The sequence below is a fragment of the Bacteroides intestinalis DSM 17393 genome (assembly GCF_000172175.1).
Classification (GTDB): domain Bacteria; phylum Bacteroidota; class Bacteroidia; order Bacteroidales; family Bacteroidaceae; genus Bacteroides; species Bacteroides intestinalis.
On record NZ_ABJL02000006.1, the window covers coordinates 555036 to 574965 of the forward strand.

A 19930-nucleotide genomic window follows, 5' to 3' on the forward strand; every position below is an offset into this window, starting at 1 on the left:
AAGGAATATGAAACACAAGTTTATACACATCATTTGCTTTACGCTACTGGTTGCAGGCCTCACCGCCTGCACCTCCGGTAATAAAAAAACTGCGGAGCAAAGGTACACCTTCAATAACATACTGGATATTGCCTACACTCCCGACACCCTGCACCGTTGCTACGGCTGGTTCACAGACGCCGGTTCATGGATGGGCTTCACCCTGCCCGAAAAGGCACAATGGGTGAACGGCTTCTGCGGTCCGTTCAGTCTGGATATGTTCCGCCGCCAATGGATGGCACAGTCCGCCGTCACAGTAGATTTCGCCGGAAACGCTTCTGCCAGCTTCGTTCCCGACTCTACCTGCTATTTTCCCGGCGAGCTCTATATGTCCGCCCACTCCGATGCAGGGAGCATCACGCAACGACTTAACTTTGCAGACGCCTCAACCGCCCTCCTGCGCATAGAGTCCGATAAAGCGGAAGACCTGCTTCTGACAGGCAGTCAATGGGGAAAAGACGTCACCATTGCTGTAGAGCAAAACTCCGTCATTGCCCGCCACCCCAGCGGAGAAAGCGTGACCGTAACATTTACCCCCGACGTGACACTTTCCCGGACGGAAAACAACTACACAGCCCTTGTTCACAATCCCCAATATCCCGTCCATGTAGCCATTTCCTTCTTCACCTCGGAAAAAGAGATGACCGCCGGATTGCAGAATATCCCTACCCTGCTCAACAATCCCGGAAAAGCATTGCAAGCCAATGCCGAACGCTGGGAGGGTTATCTGACCAAGATACTGCGCAAGGACATGAAGCCCGAATACGACCGTATCGCCGTGAAAGCCGTCACCACCCTTATTTCCAACTGGCGCACGCATCGCGGCGGACTGCTTCACGAAGGTATTGTCCCGAGCCACGCCGTAGGCTACTTTGTAGGTTTCTGGGCATGGGATAGTTGGCGTTTCAGTGCCGGAACCGCTAAATTCGACCCTGAACTGGCAAAGAACAACATCCGCGCCATGTTCGATTATCAGCAACCGGACGGCATGGTTATCGACTGCATCTACACCGACCCGTCGGAAAACAATGCCCGCGACAGCAAACCGCCTTTGGTGTGCTGGGCGGTAGACGAAATCTTCACGCATACAGGCGACACCGCTTTCGTTGCCGAAATATACCCGCAACTGCTCTCTTACTACAAATGGTGGTATCAGAAACGCGATCACAACCGTAACGGCATGTGTGAATACGGTGCAACAGACGGCACACTGGAAGCTGCCGCATGGGAAAGCGGCATGGACAATGCCATTCGTTTTGACGATGCCGTGATGTTGAAGAACGACGGAGCCGATGATGCCTGGAGCATGGACCAGGAAAGCGTAGACCTGAATGCTTATCTGGCACTGGAATGTAAACTGCTAAAGAAGTTTGCCGGATTGCTGAACGCGACTTTCGACGGTCCCGATTATAGCGATAAAGTAGCAGATTACTTCTTCGACAAGCAACTCAATTTCTTCTTCGACCGCCGCCTGAAAGATGGCTCTTTCATCGAAGAACCGGGCTGCGAAGCTTATACTCCGCTGTGGACACAGATTGCCACACAATCGCAGGTGGACAGCATGTTGCCCATGCTGCAAGACACCGCGAAGTTCTCCACGTATATCCCCTTCCCCACCATCGCCGCAGACAATCCCAAGTATAACCCGCGCGGCTACTGGCGTGGCCCCATCTGGCTGGACCAGACTTACTTTGCCATTCGCGGACTCCGCAACTATGGTTATCATAAACTGGCCGATGAATATACCTTGCAGGTATTCGACCGCCTAAACGGATTGAAAGAAGGAGCGCCCATCCACGAGAACTACGGTACGCATACCGGAGAACGATTGAAAGCACCGCACTTCAGTTGGAGTTCATCACACTTGTTGATGATGTACGATGACTACGGGAAGTAATTCTTGCGTGAGGGATAGCTTTTCTTGGAAATCTATCCCTCTATGATTTCACAGCTACGCTAATATTGTTTCGGAGAATGTCACTTATGTCTCAGAATGCTGCACCGGCAGTATTTTGTTGTTTTATAATGATGTAGGTAATGGTTGAATGTTCTACATTTGTAAACAGAGTATATGGTTTTCACACCGTATATCATGCATAAACAAGTACTTTATTAATCTATAGAACAGCAACCATGAAGAAAAATTTTCTTTTAGCAGCGAGTTTTCTCTTCATCTTTTGTCTGGAAGCCGGTGCTCAGAAAAGAGATGAAGTAACCTGGGAGAAATTCGAGGACATCACCATCCCCATTCCTCCCTCAACTCACCCCCGACTCTATGTACGTCCCGCCAATTTACCGGATTTAAAGAAACGGATGGATCACCCGCAAGTAAAAGCAAACCTGGCAACCTTGCGCAAACTTGGCATAGACCGCACCGCAGAGGAAGAGGCAAAAGTAACCGACAGAGGCTTCCGCTACTACTTCGAGATGCGGGGAGTAACCAGCCGTGTACAAGTACAAGCTCTCGACTATCTGGTATATGGTGACAAGAAGCAAGCCAGACGCGCCATCACTTCCATGCTCGATTCATTGCAGCATACCAATTTCGGAACCAAACAAGACTTATCGCGCGCCAGCGGAGTCATGCTGATGTGCGGCGCGATGGTATATGACTGGTGCTACGACCAGATGAAAGAATCGGAAAAGAAAGCCTATATAGAATCGTTCATCCGAATCTCCAAGACCATGGAATGCGGTTATCCGCCCAAAAATAACGAACCCATAGCCGGACACTCGTCCGAATGGATGATCTTGCGGGACATGCTTTCAGCCGGTATTGCTATCTACGACGAATATCCGGATATGTACCTCCATGTCATCCGAATGCTGTACAAGGATTACTTGCCGGTAAGAAATTACATCTATTCTGGTCATAATTATCATCAGGGAACAAGCTATGTCAATGTGCGTTTCAGCAATGACCTGTTCTCCTTATGGATTCTGGATCGTATGGGAGCCGGCGCAATCTACAATCCCGCACAACAATTCGTACCGTACGACTTCCTGTACCGCCGTCGTCCGGACGGACAAGTAATGCCCGCAGGCGATACGAATCCTAACAAAAGAAACATTCCTTCTTACTCCCTGCCCGCCATGCTCGCTTCCAGCTTCTATAAAGACAATTATCTGGCTTACGAATACGAACTCAAACCCAAATTAGAAAGCCACTGCCTTATCTTCGAGATACTGTGGAGAGATTTTGATTTGAAAGCCAAGGCTCCTGATGACTTGCCGCTGACCCGATACTCAGGCTCACCTTTCGGGTGGATGATAGCGCGTACGGCATGGGACAAAAACAGCGTGATTGCCGAAATGAAAATCAATGAACAATTCTTTGGTAACCATCAACACATGGACGGTGGTTCGTTCCAACTTTATTATAAGGGCCCGTTAGCAATAGATGCCGGAGCTTACCAAGGAAGTTCCGGCGGATATAACAGCCCGCACAACAAAAATTTCTTCAAACGTACCATTGCCCATAACTCATTGTTAGTATACAACCCGAACGAGAAATTCGCCAGCTGGAATTATGGCGGACAAGATAAAACAGAATTTGCCGATAATGACGGTGGACAACGCATGCCGGGTGACCGCTGGGAGACTTGCCGCTCTTTTAAAGATTTATTAAGCAAGGAATATACTACAGGCAAAGTCCTAGGACATGGTTTTGGCCCCGATGCCAATAAACCTGACTATTCTTATCTGAAAGGTGACATCACGCAAGCCTATACAGACAAAGTAAAAGAAGCGAAACGATCTTTTGTTTTCCTCAACCTGCACGCTACCGAAGTGCCTGCCGCCTTAATCGTGTTTGATAAAGTTGTCTCTTCCGACCCTCAGTTCAAGAAGTTCTGGCTACTGCACAGTATAGAAGAGCCGATAATAGAAAGTAACCGTTTCACCGTCAAACGCACCCAAAACGAAGACACCGGCATGTTACAGAATCAAGTGTTGCTCCCCGAAATTCAAGATGCACGGATAGAGAAAATCGGTGGAAAAGGAAAAGAGTTTTGGGTATTCGGCACCAATTATGCCAACGATGCCATGCCGAGACGTCCCGACGACGCCAACGAAAGAGGCGCATGGCGTGTAGAAATATCACCTGTAACCGCTGCTGCCGAAAATTACTTTCTGAATGTAATGCAAGTAGCCGACAACACCTGTCTGCAAATGAATGAAGTAAAACGCATCGATGCAGATAAAATAGTAGGCGTGCAGATAGCCGACCGCGTCGTCACCTTCAGCAAAGACAGCCAACCACTGCCCGGTAAATTTGATTTCGCGGTAAGTGGCAGCCAAACTATGAAGTTTGTCATTACCGACCTTATTCCGGGAACCTGGCAAATCAAGAAAGACGGTAAGGTATATATTCCCGCGCTGGAAGTTCGTACAGACGATGGTATCCTTTCTTTTGAAGGTACTGCCGGACGGTATGAATTTCTTCGATAAAAAGAAAGCCATCTGTCAATGATTTTTTCCACATTGACAGATGGCTTATTTATTAAGTTTCCTCACCCCTTGTTTTTTCAGGCAACTTTCCTTAGAAGAGGCTCCACGCAACCGTCAGTCCGGCCATCACGATAGCTACCATACTCATCAGCTTGATAAGTATATTCAAACTCGGACCGGAAGTATCTTTGAATGGGTCACCTACCGTATCGCCTACCACAGTAGCTTTATGTACTTCGCTACCCTTACCGCCGAAGTTTCCTTCTTCCACATATTTCTTTGCATTATCCCATGCACCGCCCGCATTCGCCATAAAGATGGCAAGAACGAAACCGCTACTCAACCCACCGATCAGCAATCCCAGCACACCGGGAACACCAAAGATAAGTCCCGTAGCAATCGGAGCTAAAATGGCTATCAGCGAAGGAACTACCATTTCACGTTGCGCCCCCTTTGTGGAGATAGCTACACAACGTTCGTAATCCGGTTCTGTCTCACCGGTAAGTATACCCTTGATTTCACGGAACTGGCGGCGTACCTCATCCACCATGTGACCGGCAGCACGGCCAACAGCGTTCATTGTCAATCCGCAGAAGAGGAATGCCATCATACTACCCAAGAACATACCCGAAAGTACTTTCGGATTCATCAGCGTCACATCATAATGATGCATGAAGTCGAAGAAGGTGGCATCCTGAAGAGCCACGGCATCCCCATGGGGAAGCGCTAATTCCGTGGTTCCCAAACGGGTCAGTCCAATACGGATTTCTTCAATATAAGAGGCTAACAGGGCAAGTCCCGTAAGTGCAGCCGAACCAATAGCAAAGCCCTTTCCGGTAGCGGCAGTAGTATTACCCAAAGAGTCGAGGGCATCCGTACGTTTACGCACTTCCACACCCAGACCGGACATTTCAGCGTTTCCGCCCGCATTATCAGCAATAGGACCGTAAGCATCCGTAGCAAGCGTGATGCCCAGGGTAGAAAGCATACCTACGGCGGCAATACCGATACCGTAAAGTCCCATGCCTACATTATTGAAATCGAACCCCGATGCAAACAGGTAGGAAGCAATGATACCGACTACCACAGCAATCACAGGAATTGCAGTAGACAACATACCCAAACCGATACCGGAAATAATTACCGTAGCCGGGCCAGTCTTTCCGCTTTCGCTCAACTTCTGGGTAGGACGGTAAGATTGTGAGGTATAGTATTCCGTAGAACGTCCGATGATGATGCCGACTACCAGACCGACTATAACGGCACAAGATATCCACATCCAGTTATCAAGTTTCAATAGCCAAAGAATAAAGAACGTAGCCACTACAATCAGTACGGAACTTAGGTTCGTACCGAGAGCCAACGAAGCGAGCAGGTCTTTCATCTTCGCATTCTCCTTGGTACGTACTGCGAAGATACCGATAATAGAAAGAAGAATACCTACGGCTGCAATCAGCATCGGAGCTATAACAGCTTTGAATTGCATGGCCGTATCTCCCGTATGAATAAAGGCAGCGGCACCCAGAGCGGCAGTTGCCAGGATAGAGCCACAATAGCTTTCATAGAGGTCTGCACCCATACCGGCTACATCGCCTACGTTGTCACCTACGTTATCGGCAATCGTTGCAGGGTTACGCGGGTCATCTTCGGGAATACCGGCCTCAACCTTACCTACCAGGTCGGCACCTACATCGGCAGCTTTCGTATAAATACCTCCACCTACACGGGCAAAGAGCGCTTGTGTGGAAGCACCCATTCCGAAAGTCAGCATGGTGGTAGTGATGATGCAGAGTTTATGAGTCGGAGTCAAAACATCTTCCGGTATAACCGCATTCAATAACAGATACCAGAAAGAAATATCGAGCAAGCCCAAGCCCACTACAACCAGTCCCATTACCGCACCGCTACGGAAAGCGACGCGCAATCCCGCATTCAGTGAACTACGGGCAGCATTTGCTGTGCGTGCCGAAGCATACGTTGCCGTCTTCATACCGAGGAATCCGGAGAGTCCGGAGAAGAAACCGCCCGTCAGGAAAGCAATCGGTACCCAACGATTCTGTACATCGAAACCATAAGCCATAATAGCGAAAAGGATCACAAGTCCCAGAAATACCCAGCCAACTATCTTATACTGTTGTTTCAGATAAGACATCGCGCCTTTACGCACAGCGGCGGCAATCTTTATCATTTGCGGAGTACCCTCACTCTCTTTCATCATTTGCTTATGGAAATAGTAAGCAAAGCAGAGAGCTAAAACGGAAGCGGCCGGAATCAGCCAGAAAAGCAAACTGTCCATGGTGTTATTCGTATTAAAAGGTTGATTGAAAGTCTAAAAGTATTGATTTGAAACGAAATAAACAAAAAATAAATAGAATTATTTGCTTTTAAACTATATGATCTACTTTCATCACAGCTCATACAACTCACATAAACTATGCCCCAACCCTATATTTTCATACAAAAGAAGAGTTAGTTACATAAATAACAAAATAATTACTACATTTGCTTGCTATATAAAAAAAGAACCTTATGAACAAAAAATCTATTATACTATGTATCTTCTATGCATGGATGTCTATATTGTGCTACGGACAAACAGGTCGCCTATTTACAGCAGATCAGGAGTTATCGAGCAGCATGATAAATTCTATCTATCAAGACCATAACGGAATTATCTGGATTGCCACAGAAGATGGACTAAACAAATATGACGGTGCCAAATTCTCTATCTACAAAAGCGACAAAAACGATGAACACTCCTTAGCAAACAATTATGTACGTTGTGTCTTTGAAAGCAGCAAGAAGGAGTGTTTTGTAGGAACATTAAGTGGATTACAACACTACAGTGCTGATGCCGACCGCTTTACCGATATCCCACTGATTCTGCAAGATGGTATAATAGTAGAACCTAACGTAGCCGCCATAGAAGAACTGAGTAACGGAGATTTATTAGTGGGTACCGCCGGTCAAGGATTGTTCAAGATTACAAACACCCATAAAGGACTGGTCGGAATTAGCATGGAGAAAAGAATCCCTATCCCCATCGTAAATGCGCTTCACGAAGACCGTAATGGTAACCTATGGATAAGTGCCGGTGAAAATGGAATTTTCAGAATAGACCGGAACCAACAACTACACTGCTATCAGAAAGGGGCAAACGAATCAGAATATACCATTAGTAGTATTTGTGAGACCCCCGACAAACAGATTTACATTGGTTCCTTAGGTAAAGGACTACTTAAATATAATCCAACTCTCGACTTATTTGAACCCATCATCTATGCCAATCACCCTGAATTACCTGTCAAAAGTCTTCTTCTTGCCACGCCGGACGAAATATACATTGGAACTGACGGATACGGTTTGAAAGTATATAACATTCAAAGTCGCACTATCACAGAAAATCAGTTAAACATCACCACTTTCAACCTTGACAAGTCAAAAATTCATTCCATTATGAAAGACCGTTTCGGCAATCTGTGGTTAGGATTCTTCCAAAAAGGGGTATTGCTGATTCCTGCCATTGCCAATGGTTTTCAATATATAGGATACAAATCCGTACGAAACAATATCATCGGTTCCAATTGTATTATGTCTGTCTGTAACGATCATGACGGCACATTATGGATAGGTACAGACAACGATGGTTTATACAAAGTGGAAAAGAATGGTAAACATACCGTCCACTTCCCTCCTACACAGGAAACCGGCTCAGTACCTTCAACCATCATGAGTATCTACGAAGACTCGCGTCAGAATCTTTGGATAGGTTCATACATGCAAAGTATGGCTAAGATTGACAAAGAAACCGGCCATTGCCAATATTTCAAAAGAAAAACCGATGCAGACAGCAAAGAAGGGAAACTGCGTGTATACAGCTTTGCAGAAGACAAACACGACCGACTCTGGATAGACACCATGGGTAACGGACTTTACTACATAGATCTAAACACCGAAACCTTGCATCGCTATGAACAAGAAGACAGTACATACTATGCAACCGGCAACTTCTTGCCCGGTTACTGGATAACCAGCCTGTTACACAGTCATGACGAAAGACTCTATATCGGCACTTATGACGGGCTGGGTTGCCTTGACCTGAAAACCATGCACCTTGCCACCGCTTTCAACACCAATACACTCCTTCCAAATTCCGTCATCCATTCCCTTTATGAAGACAAAGAAGGCACTATATGGATAGGCACATCGGAGGGGCTGAAAGCCATGCATCCCCAAGAATATAAAATACGTGAATACACACAAAAAGACGGACTGCCTGGTGACATCATATGCGCCATCACCCAAGATATCAATGGCGCTTTATGGTTCAGTACCAACCACGGGATAGCACGCTACAACCCACAAAAAGGCAACTTTACCCCTTATTATGCCAATGATGGCCTGCAAGGTAATGAGTTCAGCAAAAGAGCCGTTTGTACCGACAACAACGGACATATTCTGTTCGGTGGAATTAACGGGGTTACCTATTTTAATCCTGCAGAAATAAAAGATATAGCTACCACTCCTTCCGTGCATCTCACCGGTTTCTATATACACAATCAAAGCGTCAACAGTAATACGTTGTCCGAAGGAAGAAGAATCATAGAAACCTCCGTTATGAATGCTCAACAGTTCAATCTGTCGCACAAACATAATTCTTTCAGCATGGAGTTTTCTGTCATGGAATTCTTCAATCCTGAACGCATTACTTATATGTACTCAGTCAACAACGGACAGTGGGTGACTATGCAATCAGGTATTAACCGGATATCTTTTAATGACATGACACCCGGCACTTACAAGTTCAGTATCAAGGCCAAAGATTATACTTTCTATTCCGAACCTAAAAATTTCATTGTCAATATCTCTCCCGCATGGTATGCATCAAATTGGGCCAAAGGAGTGTACCTGCTGATAGCACTGACCATAATTTACATCATTGGCGCACAGATACGCCATCGCTATCAAGTTCACCAAAAATTATTAGAACACATACATGCTGAAGAAATCAACGAGGCCAAGTTACAATTCTTCATCAACATCTCTCACGAAATCCGTACCCCGGTCACCCTTATCCTCAGCCCCCTGCAAAAACTAATGAGCAAGGACAGAAACGAAGAACGCCAAAAAAACTACCAAACCATCTCGCGTAACGCTGGACGTCTCCTCCAATTGGTGAATCAGCTACTGGACATCCGCAAGCTTGACAAAGGCCAGATGCAACTGAAATTTAGAGAAGTAGAAATAGTAGAGTTTATACGTAATCTATCCAGTAGCTTCGAATATCAGGCAAATGCCAAAAAGATTAGCTTGAACTTCCATCCCGATACAGAAGAACTACGTGCCTGGATAGATCCTGAAAATCTTGATAAGGCCATATTCAATGTACTCTCAAATGCATTTAAGTTCACCGAATCAGGAGGAGAAATCAATATCTACCTGCAAACACATGAAGCGTACGAAACAAAACCAGCTTATTTTAAGATTGTAATAGAAGATAGCGGTACGGGTATTGACGAAAAAGAAATAGAACGTATTTTCGACCGTTTTTATCAAGTTGCCAACAGATTAAATAATTCAGGTACCGGAATCGGTCTACATTTGACCAAATCGCTAGTTGAATTACATAAAGGAACAATCCATGCCGAAAATAATAAAGAAAAAGCCGGTTGCCGATTCATCATTCGCCTGCCATTAGGAAAAGAACACTTGAAACCGGAGGAAATAGAAGAAACTAACACTGAAGGACAGATCGCATCTGACAATAATCCGGTGTTACCCATATTCTTACCTGAAAATGAGGAAAAAGAAAGAATACGCACCAAAACCAAATATCGCATACTGATAGCAGATGATAATGAAGAGATACGCAGATACATACGTCAGGAACTAACCCCCGACTACCACATAACTGAATGTAACAATGGACAAGAAGCTTTTGAGCAAATCATAAAGGATGCACCCGACGCCCTTATCAGTGATGTCATGATGCCGGAAATGGATGGAATGACCCTCTGCCGGAAAATAAGACAAAACATTCTTGTCAGCCACATTCCGGTCATCCTGCTGACTGCCAAAATTAATGAAGAAAGTAATCTGGAGGCTTTAGAAGGAGGAGTGGATGCCTATATCACAAAACCGTTCAATATAGACGTTCTGAAAAAAACAATCCGAAATGTCATCTACAGGCACGAACTGATAAAAAACACCTTTAACGGAAGTATGGAACAAACAGATAAGGTACAACCGATTGAGGTTCAATCACCGGATGAAAAGCTAATAGCACGTGTAATGGCCATCATTAACAAGGAAATAGCAAACCCAAATCTCAGCGTGGAAATGATTGCAGCAGAAGCAGGAATCAGTCGTGTACACTTATATCGCAAAATAAAAGAATTCACCAACCAATCACCACGCAACTTTATACGCAATGTCCGGTTGAAACAAGCTGCCCTCCTACTTGCACAGAAACACCATAACATCACGGAAGTGGCAGAGGCGGTAGGTTTTGCCAACACCACTCATTTTTCGACAGCGTTCAAAGAATTATTCGGTGTCTCGCCCACTATCTATATGGAACAGAGTGCCAACAACGCAAAGTCCAATATCGTGGATACCATGGAGAAAAATAAAGTGGAATGAAATAAAGCAGGCTGTCGGGTTTATCAGTATAAGCACAATAGTTTAACAGCAATAGCCTGAAAGTTTACCGGTAATAATAGGTCGCTCAGTTCTATATTCTCTTTTTGAATTTTAGAAAATCCACAATTACCTTTTGATCAAAAAGTAAGAATATCAAACTAAGCGACCTAATTGTTAACCCCTTATAGGTCAATCTTGCATACGTACATTAATAAATTGTCGTAAAAGTCTATACATTCCGGTTCAATCTCTGTATCCCGGATTCTGATAGGCCATCTTTTCTTCTTTGGTCATTTCCATACCGTCCAATTGTCCTTGCGGAATGGGACGAAGATAATGGAACGCTTCGATAGTACGACGGTAAGTTTTCGGGGTATGATCTCCCTTATCGTTTCCACAAATCACATACTCATCAGCATATTCATTCCACTTTTGTGTACGAACAAGGTCGAACCAGCGATAACCCTCACCAAAGAACTCGCGTGAACGTTCATCAAGAATATAGTCGATATCAATGGTAACCGGAGTGGCGGCAACCATTTCCGCACTATGGTCTTCCAATACTTCTGCATTAAGAGCATTACTGAATGTCCATTTACCGGCACGTGCACGAAGAACATTCACCAGTTCGCGCGCATTCTTTCCGCTCTTAGTAGTCGCACCCTCTACTGCAGCCTCAGCAGCCACCAAATAAAGTTCAGAAAACTTAGCTATATTGTAAGGACGAGTACTACCTGCATTCGGCTGGCCTGTACCTGTACCGTTATCCGTACGATACGGACCTAATTTCCACAGTCCAGGAAATATACGACGGCTGATTCCACTGGGATTCATTACCCAATCGGCGCGTCCGGGCAGAGTACCTGCGCCTAAATTACCCAAATTGGAACCATAGGCAACGTTAGGATCCTCTTCAAGCAAGAAAGAGAAAATTGGTTCCCCTTCTTTTACCATCATTCCGTTGGCGTTTTCCACTGCATCCCAATTGGCACCATTGGTTGACCAATTTCCACGATATACTGTCGTGAAAGTTCCATCATAACGAGAGTCATTCACTTTATCAGCGAAAGTGTGAGTAAACACCCCATGAGGAGGAGCCATACGAGTCCAAGGGCGACCATAAGCCTGCTCTGCCACACGAATGACAGGAGCCACAGTGACACCGTTCACTTTAGATTGCGCATCCGTATAATTCCAGTTCATCATCCATCCGGCAAAGTTATCGGGAGCGCCACCACCACCGTATGACAAGCTACCACCATTATAATATTCATCTTCTTGAGTATGGTCAGCATAAAGCAAGATTTCCTTATTGCGATCATTAACTCCTGCATTCACTTTCCAGAAACTTTCTTCCAAACCGAACGGACCAGGATTCTCTATGGCTTCTACAGCGATATTATAAGCTTGCTGGAAATACCAAGCCGCATCATGTCCATCAGGATCGGTCCTCTGACATTCCGGATAAGTAGGAATATTGTTCGGATTCTTCAACCACCATGCATAAGTCAGATAAGCTTTTGACAAATAAAGACGAGCCACTGTTTTAGTCAAACCACCCGTCATACGAGGATTGTCCGGCAAATTCTGAACAGCTGTAACCAAATCAGGGAAAACGACTTTAGTATAAACTTCCGGTACCGTATTACGCACGGACGTGCGTGACGGAGTAATGTTGAAAGCCAACTCACCAGAGCCCAAGTCCAAGGGTACACCACCGAAAGTCTGAGCCAGCAGGAAATAGTACATGGCACGGAAGAAACGCGCTTCGGATATCAAAGATTCTGATATACCCACTTCTCCGCCATTAGCAATCACACCGTTGCAAGTATTGATATTAGTAAATGCCATACCCCATAATGCATCCGCACGGCAAGTAGAAGAGGTCAGGTTTCCTACTCCCGAAAGATCGGCATCCTTAAAGTTGCCGTCGGCGCTTTGTCCGTAAGTAGCCTCGTCCGTACCCGTAAGACAGGAATTGTAGTAATAAGCCTGTCCGTAGATGTCGCGCAAATAAGAATACATGGAAGTAATACCGCCTTCCACACCTTTTTCCGTTTTAAAGAAAGTTGGATCATAGCTGCTACGGGGTTGTTCGTCTAGGATATCGGAACAAGAAGTTGCCAAAAGCAGACCCAAAGCAGCGGTTCCAAGAACTCTTATAGGAGAATATATCGATTTCATCTTCATAATACTTTAGAATGTCAAGTTAATACCAAATAAATAGTTACGCGTAGAGGGTGAGTTCGTACCTACTGTCAGGAAACGTCTCTGAAAACCTACCACTGCTACATTCTCATCACCATAGGAGTTTGTCTCCGGATCAAGCCCGGTTTCCTTATGGAACGGAGAACAGATTACAAACGGGTTCTGGATCGTTACGTATGCACGCAATCCTTGTACTCCCAGTTGTTTCAGCCAACGTTGGTTGTCCATGTTGTAGCCCAATGTAATGGTGCGTACTTTCCAATATGAAGCGTCAAAATATCCCAACGTAGAACCATACTTCGGATTATCACCACTTTGAATGCCACCCGGTTTCGGATATTTAGCATTGGTATTCTCTTCTGTCCAGTAGTCTACATCTACCTGTCCACGACGGCCGCTCAACATATTCAGATAACCGCTGGAATGGTGAAGCGTACTCAACAACTTACCGCCACACTTGAACGCAGTAATCACATTCAGGTCAAAATTCTTATAAGCCACACGCGTACTAAAACCTCCCTGGAATTTAGACTCCAAACTCATGATCTGACGATCTTCCGGTCCGATAGCACGTACAGGAGTACCGTCCGCATTGTAATCGCCGGTATATTTCACCTTGATCATACCTACATTACCACCCGGTTCAAGAATATCGAGATAAGGATCTCCTTCTTGCCACAAGCCGACATATTCATAATCAAAAATAGCGTCAATAGGATAGCCTACAAACCAGCCATTGCCTTCATCACGGTCTTTCTTTGATGCCAACTCAACCAGTTTATTGCGGTTGGCAGAAAGATTCAGACTGGCATCCCATGTCCATCCGTTATGATTGTCAAGAATCGTACCGTTCAATGTCAACTCAAAGCCCTTATTCTCGGTTTTACCCACATTGGCCATGTAGCTACCTACACCTGATGTAGAAGGTAAGTTCACGTTCTGCAACAAATCATGTGTCTTCTGGATGTAGTATTCGAAAGTACCGGACAAGCGACCATTGAACAAAGTGAAATCCAAACCTACGTTCCATGTGGAAGAATATTCCCAGCCCAACATCGCATTGGGCATTTCTGATACGTAGTATCCCGTAGCAAAATTAGTAGGTCCGAAGTTATAAGGACGCGTATTCAGTCTACCCAATGTCTTATAAGGATCTACAGCCTGATTGGAAGTCTCACCATAACCTACACGCAATTTCAATATATCCAGCCACTCTATACCATCCATAAAGGCTTCGTTACGGATATTCCAACCGGCAGATACAGCCGGATAAGTATGCCATTGATGACCTTTTGCCAAACGTGAAGAAGCATCCGAACGAACCGTTGCCATCAACATATAACGATTATCATAAGTGTACATCGCACGCCCCATCCATGACATCAAACCTGTCTTTTGATAATTCCAGTTACTCGGATTTACAGTAATAGTACCTTCAGCACGACCAATATTGTAGTACTGGAAATACTCTGCCGGAATATCCCGACCTGCCACATGAGAACGCGTATAAACAGTTTGTTCGGCTGAATACATTCCAATGATGTTGAATTGGTGTTTTCCGATAGTGCGGTCGTAAGTCAGCAAGTTTTCAACCGCCCAGTTCGTTGTTTCCGAATGTGCCAATGCTGCAGTAGAGGGAGCATCGGGCGCCGTATTGTTAATGCCGTAACCGGTAAACTCACCCTGCTTAGTGGAACGATAGTTTAAACCAAGGTTCATACGATACTTCAATCCTTTTATCCATGGACATTGAACTTCCGCAAAAAGGTTGTTATAAGTACCGAATCCTTTACTTTCGTTCAACCATTTCTCTTCCAAATTCTCTACAACATCGCGAGTCATCACGAATGCCTCATCCTGACTGTTATATTTTACAGTACGCTTCAAAGTACCGTCTTCGTTATACGGATTGGCTATAGGAGAAACAGACAATACGCCATACAGACCGATGTTGTTGCCTTTAGTCACATTGTAATTGCTGTTTGTGGTAAGGCCAAAACGGAAGTATTTACCTACACCTTGATCAAACGAACCACGCAATGAATAACGGGTATAATTCTGTGTAGGAATCACACCTTGATCTTTGTAGTATGCACCACCAAAACTGTAGTTTCCACCTTGCGTACCACCTGAAATATTAACATCATGGCTGGTAACAAAACCATTACGGTACATCAGATCCTGCCAATCGGTATTGACATCATCCGATTCATCCATAGAATTCTCAAATTTACCTGCATATTTACGCATTTCAGCAAACTTTTCACCGTTCATCATAGGATATTTGGAGAATACCTTTTTCAAACCTACATAACCATTATATGATACTTTGGCAGGAGCACCAGTCACACCTTTATGAGTTGTAATAAGGATAACACCATTGGCACCGCGCGAACCATAAATAGCCGTTGAAGAAGCATCTTTTAAAATATCCATACTCTTGATGTCGCTGGGATTGATATCGGTAAGGCTACCCATAAACGGTATTCCATCCAACACAATCAACGGGTCGTTAGTAGCACTCAAAGAACGTGTACCACGAATACGTATCTGCATAGTGGCACCCGGACGAGAAGATGTCTGTGACATATCCACGCCGGCAATACGGTTTTGCAGAGCATAAGATACATCAGCGGCAGGTACTTCACGCAATTTGTCGCCGCCTACAGATGCAATAGATCCCGTTACATCCGACTTGCGTGCCGTACCATAACCGATTACAACAACTTCTTCCAATGCTTTGGAGTCTTCTTTCAGTATAACCTTAAGTTCGGTTTCATTTTCTACCGGAATTTCCTGCGTCACATATCCTATATAAGAAATTACGAGCGTAGCTCCTTTCTGCACTGAAAGCGAGAATTTACCATCCAAATCAGTAATCACTCCGTTTGTAGTACCTTTTTCAGTCACATTAGCTCCGATAATCGATTCACTCGCATTATCATTTACCACACCTTGCACCCGGATACTTTGTGCAAAACCCCACGAGGGTATTACACTAAGTAAGAACAATAGTACCAAAGGTTTAAAATAAGAATTAGTGTTTTTCATAAAAACATTTTTTTGATTTAAATTACCATTAATTAAAAATACAAGTTCACGCATTAAGATTCGTCTTTTATGTCTTCATATACATCAATTTATAGGTTAAACATATTTTACTACTCACAACATAGTTTTTTGCATTAAAAAACTTCTCGAAGGCAAAACTATATAATAAAAAACAAATGCAAGAAAACAAATAATACACATATTTTCCTCCACGTAACATAGTACCAGTAATATGTTACATAATCGTTAATATAGGTTACTCGCAACATGGAAAGTCAGTATTAGCCAGTCATTTAATAGCTATTTTCCCAATTTATCCATCAAAATCCGCCATAATCTTCCGTTTGCTCAATGACGGCTCAATAATTACACTAAATTTACAGTCGAAAACCGTACCCGATTGAGCACCCATGTTGTAGTATAAGTAAAATCAATAAAAACAAAGGAATAATGAAACGCACAGATTTTACTTTTAGAAAGGCATGGATGATATACACAGTATATTTTTTTACTCTTTACCCCAACCGCAAATGCACAGCAAACAGCCAGCCTGGTCAGCCTGGAACTAAAAAACGAAAAGCTGTCTGCCGCACTGAAACAGATAGAGAAGATGGCCGGCAAGAATATCCTTTTTGCCTATGAAGAGACGGAGAATTATCACGTAACAGCAAGTATCCGTAAACAGACGCAAGGCGAAGCCATCCGCACAGTACTGAAAGGAATACCCCAAAGGATGATTCTGTTTACCTCAAATGATAACTCCGTTTACACGCCGAAGTAAAGGTCGTTACATACCGAGGTAAAGAGCGTTACAATAAGGGGTAAAGGTCGTTACATACGGCGGTAATATCTTGTTTCATAAAAAAGACACAAAAAGAGAAGTTTTCGGACAGATGTTCACGGAGCTATATCCCCGTCTGGTGCGCTACGCCACCCAACTATTGGGCGACGGAGAAGAAGCCCGTGATATTGTGGGTAGTGTGATGGAGCAGGCGTGGAAACAATTCGAAAAGCTGGAACCGGAAAACCGGGGAGCCTGGCTTTACACTGCCGCACGTAATGCCTGCCTTAACCGTCTGAAGCATCTGCAAGTAGAAGCCACCAACCTGGAAGCGCTACGCGAAGCCACCCGCATGGATGTAGCGACCGACTACCGGGAACATGAGCGACTACTGCAACAGGCGGAAAGCATCGCCCGCAACCTACCGGAACCAACCTGCACGGTATTGCGGCTCTGTTATTATGAACATAAAACCTATCGGGAAGTAGCCGAACAGCTTGGCATCAGTCCCGACACCGTAAAGAAACATATATCCAAAGCTTTGCGTACCTTGCGCGAAGCAATGACCCTGAAAGGAGGAAACCGATGATGGAAGAGAGAAAAGAAAATAATTTCAAGATGGATACTGAAGACCTCAGATTACTGAATGCCTTCGGAGAATCGCTCGGAGACTTGCCTTCGGAAGAAGAAACCCGCGCGGCATGGAATGCTTTTGCCTCCCGGCAAGACGCCCGAAAGCGCAGACGCATCATACAGATGTGGACTTCCGGCATTGCAGCTTCCATCGTAGTGCTGGCAGTGCTTATCGTGCCCCGCATCACCGGCGAAGATACGATTCAAAATATTGAAATCTTTGCGGCCCTGGATGTCCCCGAAGCAATCATCACCTCGGAGAGCAATGGTAGGATTACTCTTTCAACTCCCCCAGCCACTACCACGCAAATCACTCTGGACGATGGCACACAGGTTACACTCAGTGCCAATTCCCGCCTGGAATATCCTAAACTGTTCCCCACAGAGGGCACCCGTGAAGTCCATCTGACAGGAGAAGCACGCTTCGAAGTGGCAAAGGATGCCGAACGCCCTTTCATCGTCTCATCCGGCAAGATGCAGACACAAGTATTGGGCACGGTATTCGACGTAAATGCCTATCCGGGAAAAGTAGCGGCAGTTACTTTATTTCAGGGGCGCGTCCGCATCAGCGACAAAAAACAAACACGGCAGAAAGACATATTGCCCGGACAGCAAGCTATATTGTCTGAAGATAATGGTTTCACCATAGCCGAAGCACAACTCACCGCAACGGAAGGATGGACCAAAGGAGAGTTCAGCTTCGATGATGCCGAACTGGCGGAGATTATGAAGTCTGTCGGCACATGGTATAATGCCAGTATCATCTTTCATTCGCCCGACTTGCTGAAACAACGCATTCATTTCCGCTTCCCGCGAACAACTTCCTTGGAAGAAGTAGTGCAAGCACTTAATGATCTGGGAATAGCCAAACTGGAACAAAAAAGGGAAAAGTAATCATCAGCGATTATTCTCCCAAACATTGATATACAGGGAGATGTGTCAAAACTAAGGCACATCTCCTTTTTTTATATTTAAATGTTTTTTTTCTCTATGCGACTCTTTTTTCACTAATTTGGTAATACGCGGCTATATTCCTCGTATATTGCGTCATAATTGTTCTGATAAGAATACATATAATGCGTGCAGTCCCTCCCTTTCCTGCTTTTAGTAGTTTAGCACACATTTTTTTGATATTAAAAGCTATAGCAAAGAAAGCAAAGTCCATCGTAACCTTGTCTTCTCCTTTATGTCTGAACCGGCGGTATGCCATGTTGTATTTCATTTGTCCAAACACAGCTTCCGGTTCTATACACCTCCTGCCTCTATGCTTGATACCTTCCTCTGAGAGCAATTTTTCCCGTGCCTGCCGTTTGTATTGGTTTAACCGGTGATTGACTTCTATAATACGATTTCCCTGGGCTTTAAAGCAACTGCCACGCAAAGGACAACCCTCGCAATTTTGTGCTTTATAACGTGCACTTTCGGTGATGTATCCGCTTGCAGTTTTGTCACGTCTGGTCCCTATACGGTTCATGCGCTGCCCCATAGGGCAAACGTAATAATCCTCTTCTGTATTGTAATGGAGACTTTCCGCATGGAACGGATTGGGAGTATAACGGGGACGCTGTTCTTTATGGAAGAAGTTATACTTGACAAAGGCTTCTATCCCGTTCTCCTGCATGAACCGGTAATTTTCTTCTGAGCCGTAACCGGAGTCTGCCACCCCGACAGCGGGTAAGCGGTTATAGCGATGTTGGAAGGAGTGGAAGAAAGGAATGAGCGTCAGTGTATCGGTAGGGTTGGGAAACAGTCGGAAGTCTATGAGAAATTGGTTTTCAGTACCTATTTGCAAATTATATCCGGGCTTGGTCTGCCCGTTCTTCATGGCGTCTTCTTTCATACGCATGAATGTGGCATCAGGATCAGTCTTGGAATAGGAATTACGTTCTCCAAGAGTGTCAAGATGATTGTCGTATTCCATCAGCTTGTCACGATACCCTTTCAGTTCCTTGAGCTGTTTCTTCTTTTCGCGCAGGCTTTCTTTGTTCCTATCCTTTGTCGCAGGCTGTGTCTAGGACTTCTTTAGTCATCACTATGTCAGAGAGCATGGCGGAGTGATGGGCGGGTGTGTCTTTTACGGAGTCTCTTGTGCAATGGCTCGTCCCCCTGTTCCAGAAGGATTCGACC

General features: G+C 44.8%; 9 protein-coding genes and 1 pseudogene. 6 read left to right on the forward strand and 4 right to left on the reverse strand.

The genetic code is table 11. The features are described 5' to 3' along the window. Window positions 1-7 precede the first annotated feature (7 nt). Together BACINT_RS04115 and hepB are read left to right on the forward strand one after the other, a co-directional pair. Complete coding sequence (locus BACINT_RS04115) at window positions 8-1936, forward strand: MGH1-like glycoside hydrolase domain-containing protein (protein ID WP_007660792.1); 1929 nt, start codon at window positions 8-10, stop codon at window positions 1934-1936. 236 nt (window positions 1937-2172) lie between these two features. Beyond that, the gene (gene hepB, locus BACINT_RS04120; RefSeq protein ID WP_007660793.1) at window positions 2173-4488 is read left to right on the forward strand and encodes a heparin/heparin-sulfate lyase HepB; all 2316 of its coding nucleotides are present in this window, start codon (window positions 2173-2175) and stop codon (window positions 4486-4488) included. A 91-nt stretch (window positions 4489-4579) separates the two neighbouring features. Here the strand turns inward: hepB and BACINT_RS04125 are convergent, their stop codons facing one another. Further along, entirely contained in the window at window positions 4580-6784 is a 2205-nt protein-coding gene (locus tag BACINT_RS04125; protein ID WP_007660794.1) for a sodium-translocating pyrophosphatase, read from the reverse strand. Window positions 6785-7017: 233 nt separating this feature from the next. On the opposite strand from BACINT_RS04125, the gene BACINT_RS04130 reads away from it, so the two are divergent. Continuing rightward, window positions 7018-11130: a hybrid sensor histidine kinase/response regulator transcription factor gene (locus tag BACINT_RS04130; protein ID WP_007660795.1), complete on the forward strand. Its 4113-nt coding sequence runs from the start codon at window positions 7018-7020 to the stop codon at window positions 11128-11130. Between the two features lie 243 nt (window positions 11131-11373). Here BACINT_RS04130 and BACINT_RS04135 read toward each other — a convergent pair whose 3' ends face one another. After that, the gene (locus tag BACINT_RS04135) at window positions 11374-13314 is read right to left on the reverse strand and encodes a RagB/SusD family nutrient uptake outer membrane protein (protein ID WP_021967980.1); all 1941 of its coding nucleotides are present in this window, start codon (window positions 13312-13314) and stop codon (window positions 11374-11376) included. 12 nt (window positions 13315-13326) lie between these two features. Continuing rightward, window positions 13327-16389, reverse strand: coding sequence for a SusC/RagA family TonB-linked outer membrane protein (locus tag BACINT_RS04140; RefSeq protein WP_044154731.1), 3063 nt, complete (start codon window positions 16387-16389; stop codon window positions 13327-13329). Window positions 16390-16999: 610 nt separating this feature from the next. On the opposite strand from BACINT_RS04140, the gene BACINT_RS24815 reads away from it, so the two are divergent. The 3 genes from BACINT_RS24815 (at window position 17000) to BACINT_RS04150 (ending at window position 18697) form a co-directional block, all read left to right on the forward strand. Next, complete coding sequence (locus BACINT_RS24815; RefSeq protein WP_007660803.1) at window positions 17000-17170, forward strand: hypothetical protein; 171 nt, start codon at window positions 17000-17002, stop codon at window positions 17168-17170. Window positions 17171-17282: 112 nt separating this feature from the next. Then, window positions 17283-17759: an RNA polymerase sigma-70 factor gene (locus BACINT_RS04145; RefSeq protein WP_021967983.1), complete on the forward strand. Its 477-nt coding sequence runs from the start codon at window positions 17283-17285 to the stop codon at window positions 17757-17759. Next, a complete protein-coding gene (locus BACINT_RS04150; RefSeq protein WP_007660806.1) occupies window positions 17756-18697 on the forward strand; it encodes a FecR family protein in 942 nt (313 codons plus the stop codon). The genes BACINT_RS04145 and BACINT_RS04150 overlap by 4 nt, the downstream gene beginning before the upstream one ends. 94 nt (window positions 18698-18791) lie before the next feature. Here BACINT_RS04150 and BACINT_RS04155 read toward each other — a convergent pair. Continuing rightward, window positions 18792-19930: pseudogene (locus BACINT_RS04155) on the reverse strand (transposase); the annotation flags it as partial.

Excerpts from the sequence above, each read along its gene's own strand:
- BACINT_RS04115 (WP_007660792.1), top strand. The coding sequence starts at position 8 with ATGAAACACAAGTTTATACACATCATTTGCTTTACGCTACTGGTTGCA.
- hepB (WP_007660793.1), top strand. The coding sequence starts at position 2,173 with ATGAAGAAAAATTTTCTTTTAGCAGCGAGTTTTCTCTTCATCTTTTGT.
- BACINT_RS04125 (WP_007660794.1), bottom strand. The coding sequence starts at position 6,784 with ATGGACAGTTTGCTTTTCTGGCTGATTCCGGCCGCTTCCGTTTTAGCT.
- BACINT_RS04130 (WP_007660795.1), top strand. The coding sequence starts at position 7,018 with ATGAACAAAAAATCTATTATACTATGTATCTTCTATGCATGGATGTCT.
- BACINT_RS04135 (WP_021967980.1), bottom strand. The coding sequence starts at position 13,314 with ATGAAATCGATATATTCTCCTATAAGAGTTCTTGGAACCGCTGCTTTG.
- BACINT_RS04140 (WP_044154731.1), bottom strand. The coding sequence starts at position 16,389 with ATGAAAAACACTAATTCTTATTTTAAACCTTTGGTACTATTGTTCTTA.
- BACINT_RS24815 (WP_007660803.1), top strand. The coding sequence starts at position 17,000 with ATGGCCGGCAAGAATATCCTTTTTGCCTATGAAGAGACGGAGAATTAT.
- BACINT_RS04145 (WP_021967983.1), top strand. The coding sequence starts at position 17,283 with ATGTTCACGGAGCTATATCCCCGTCTGGTGCGCTACGCCACCCAACTA.
- BACINT_RS04150 (WP_007660806.1), top strand. The coding sequence starts at position 17,756 with ATGATGGAAGAGAGAAAAGAAAATAATTTCAAGATGGATACTGAAGAC.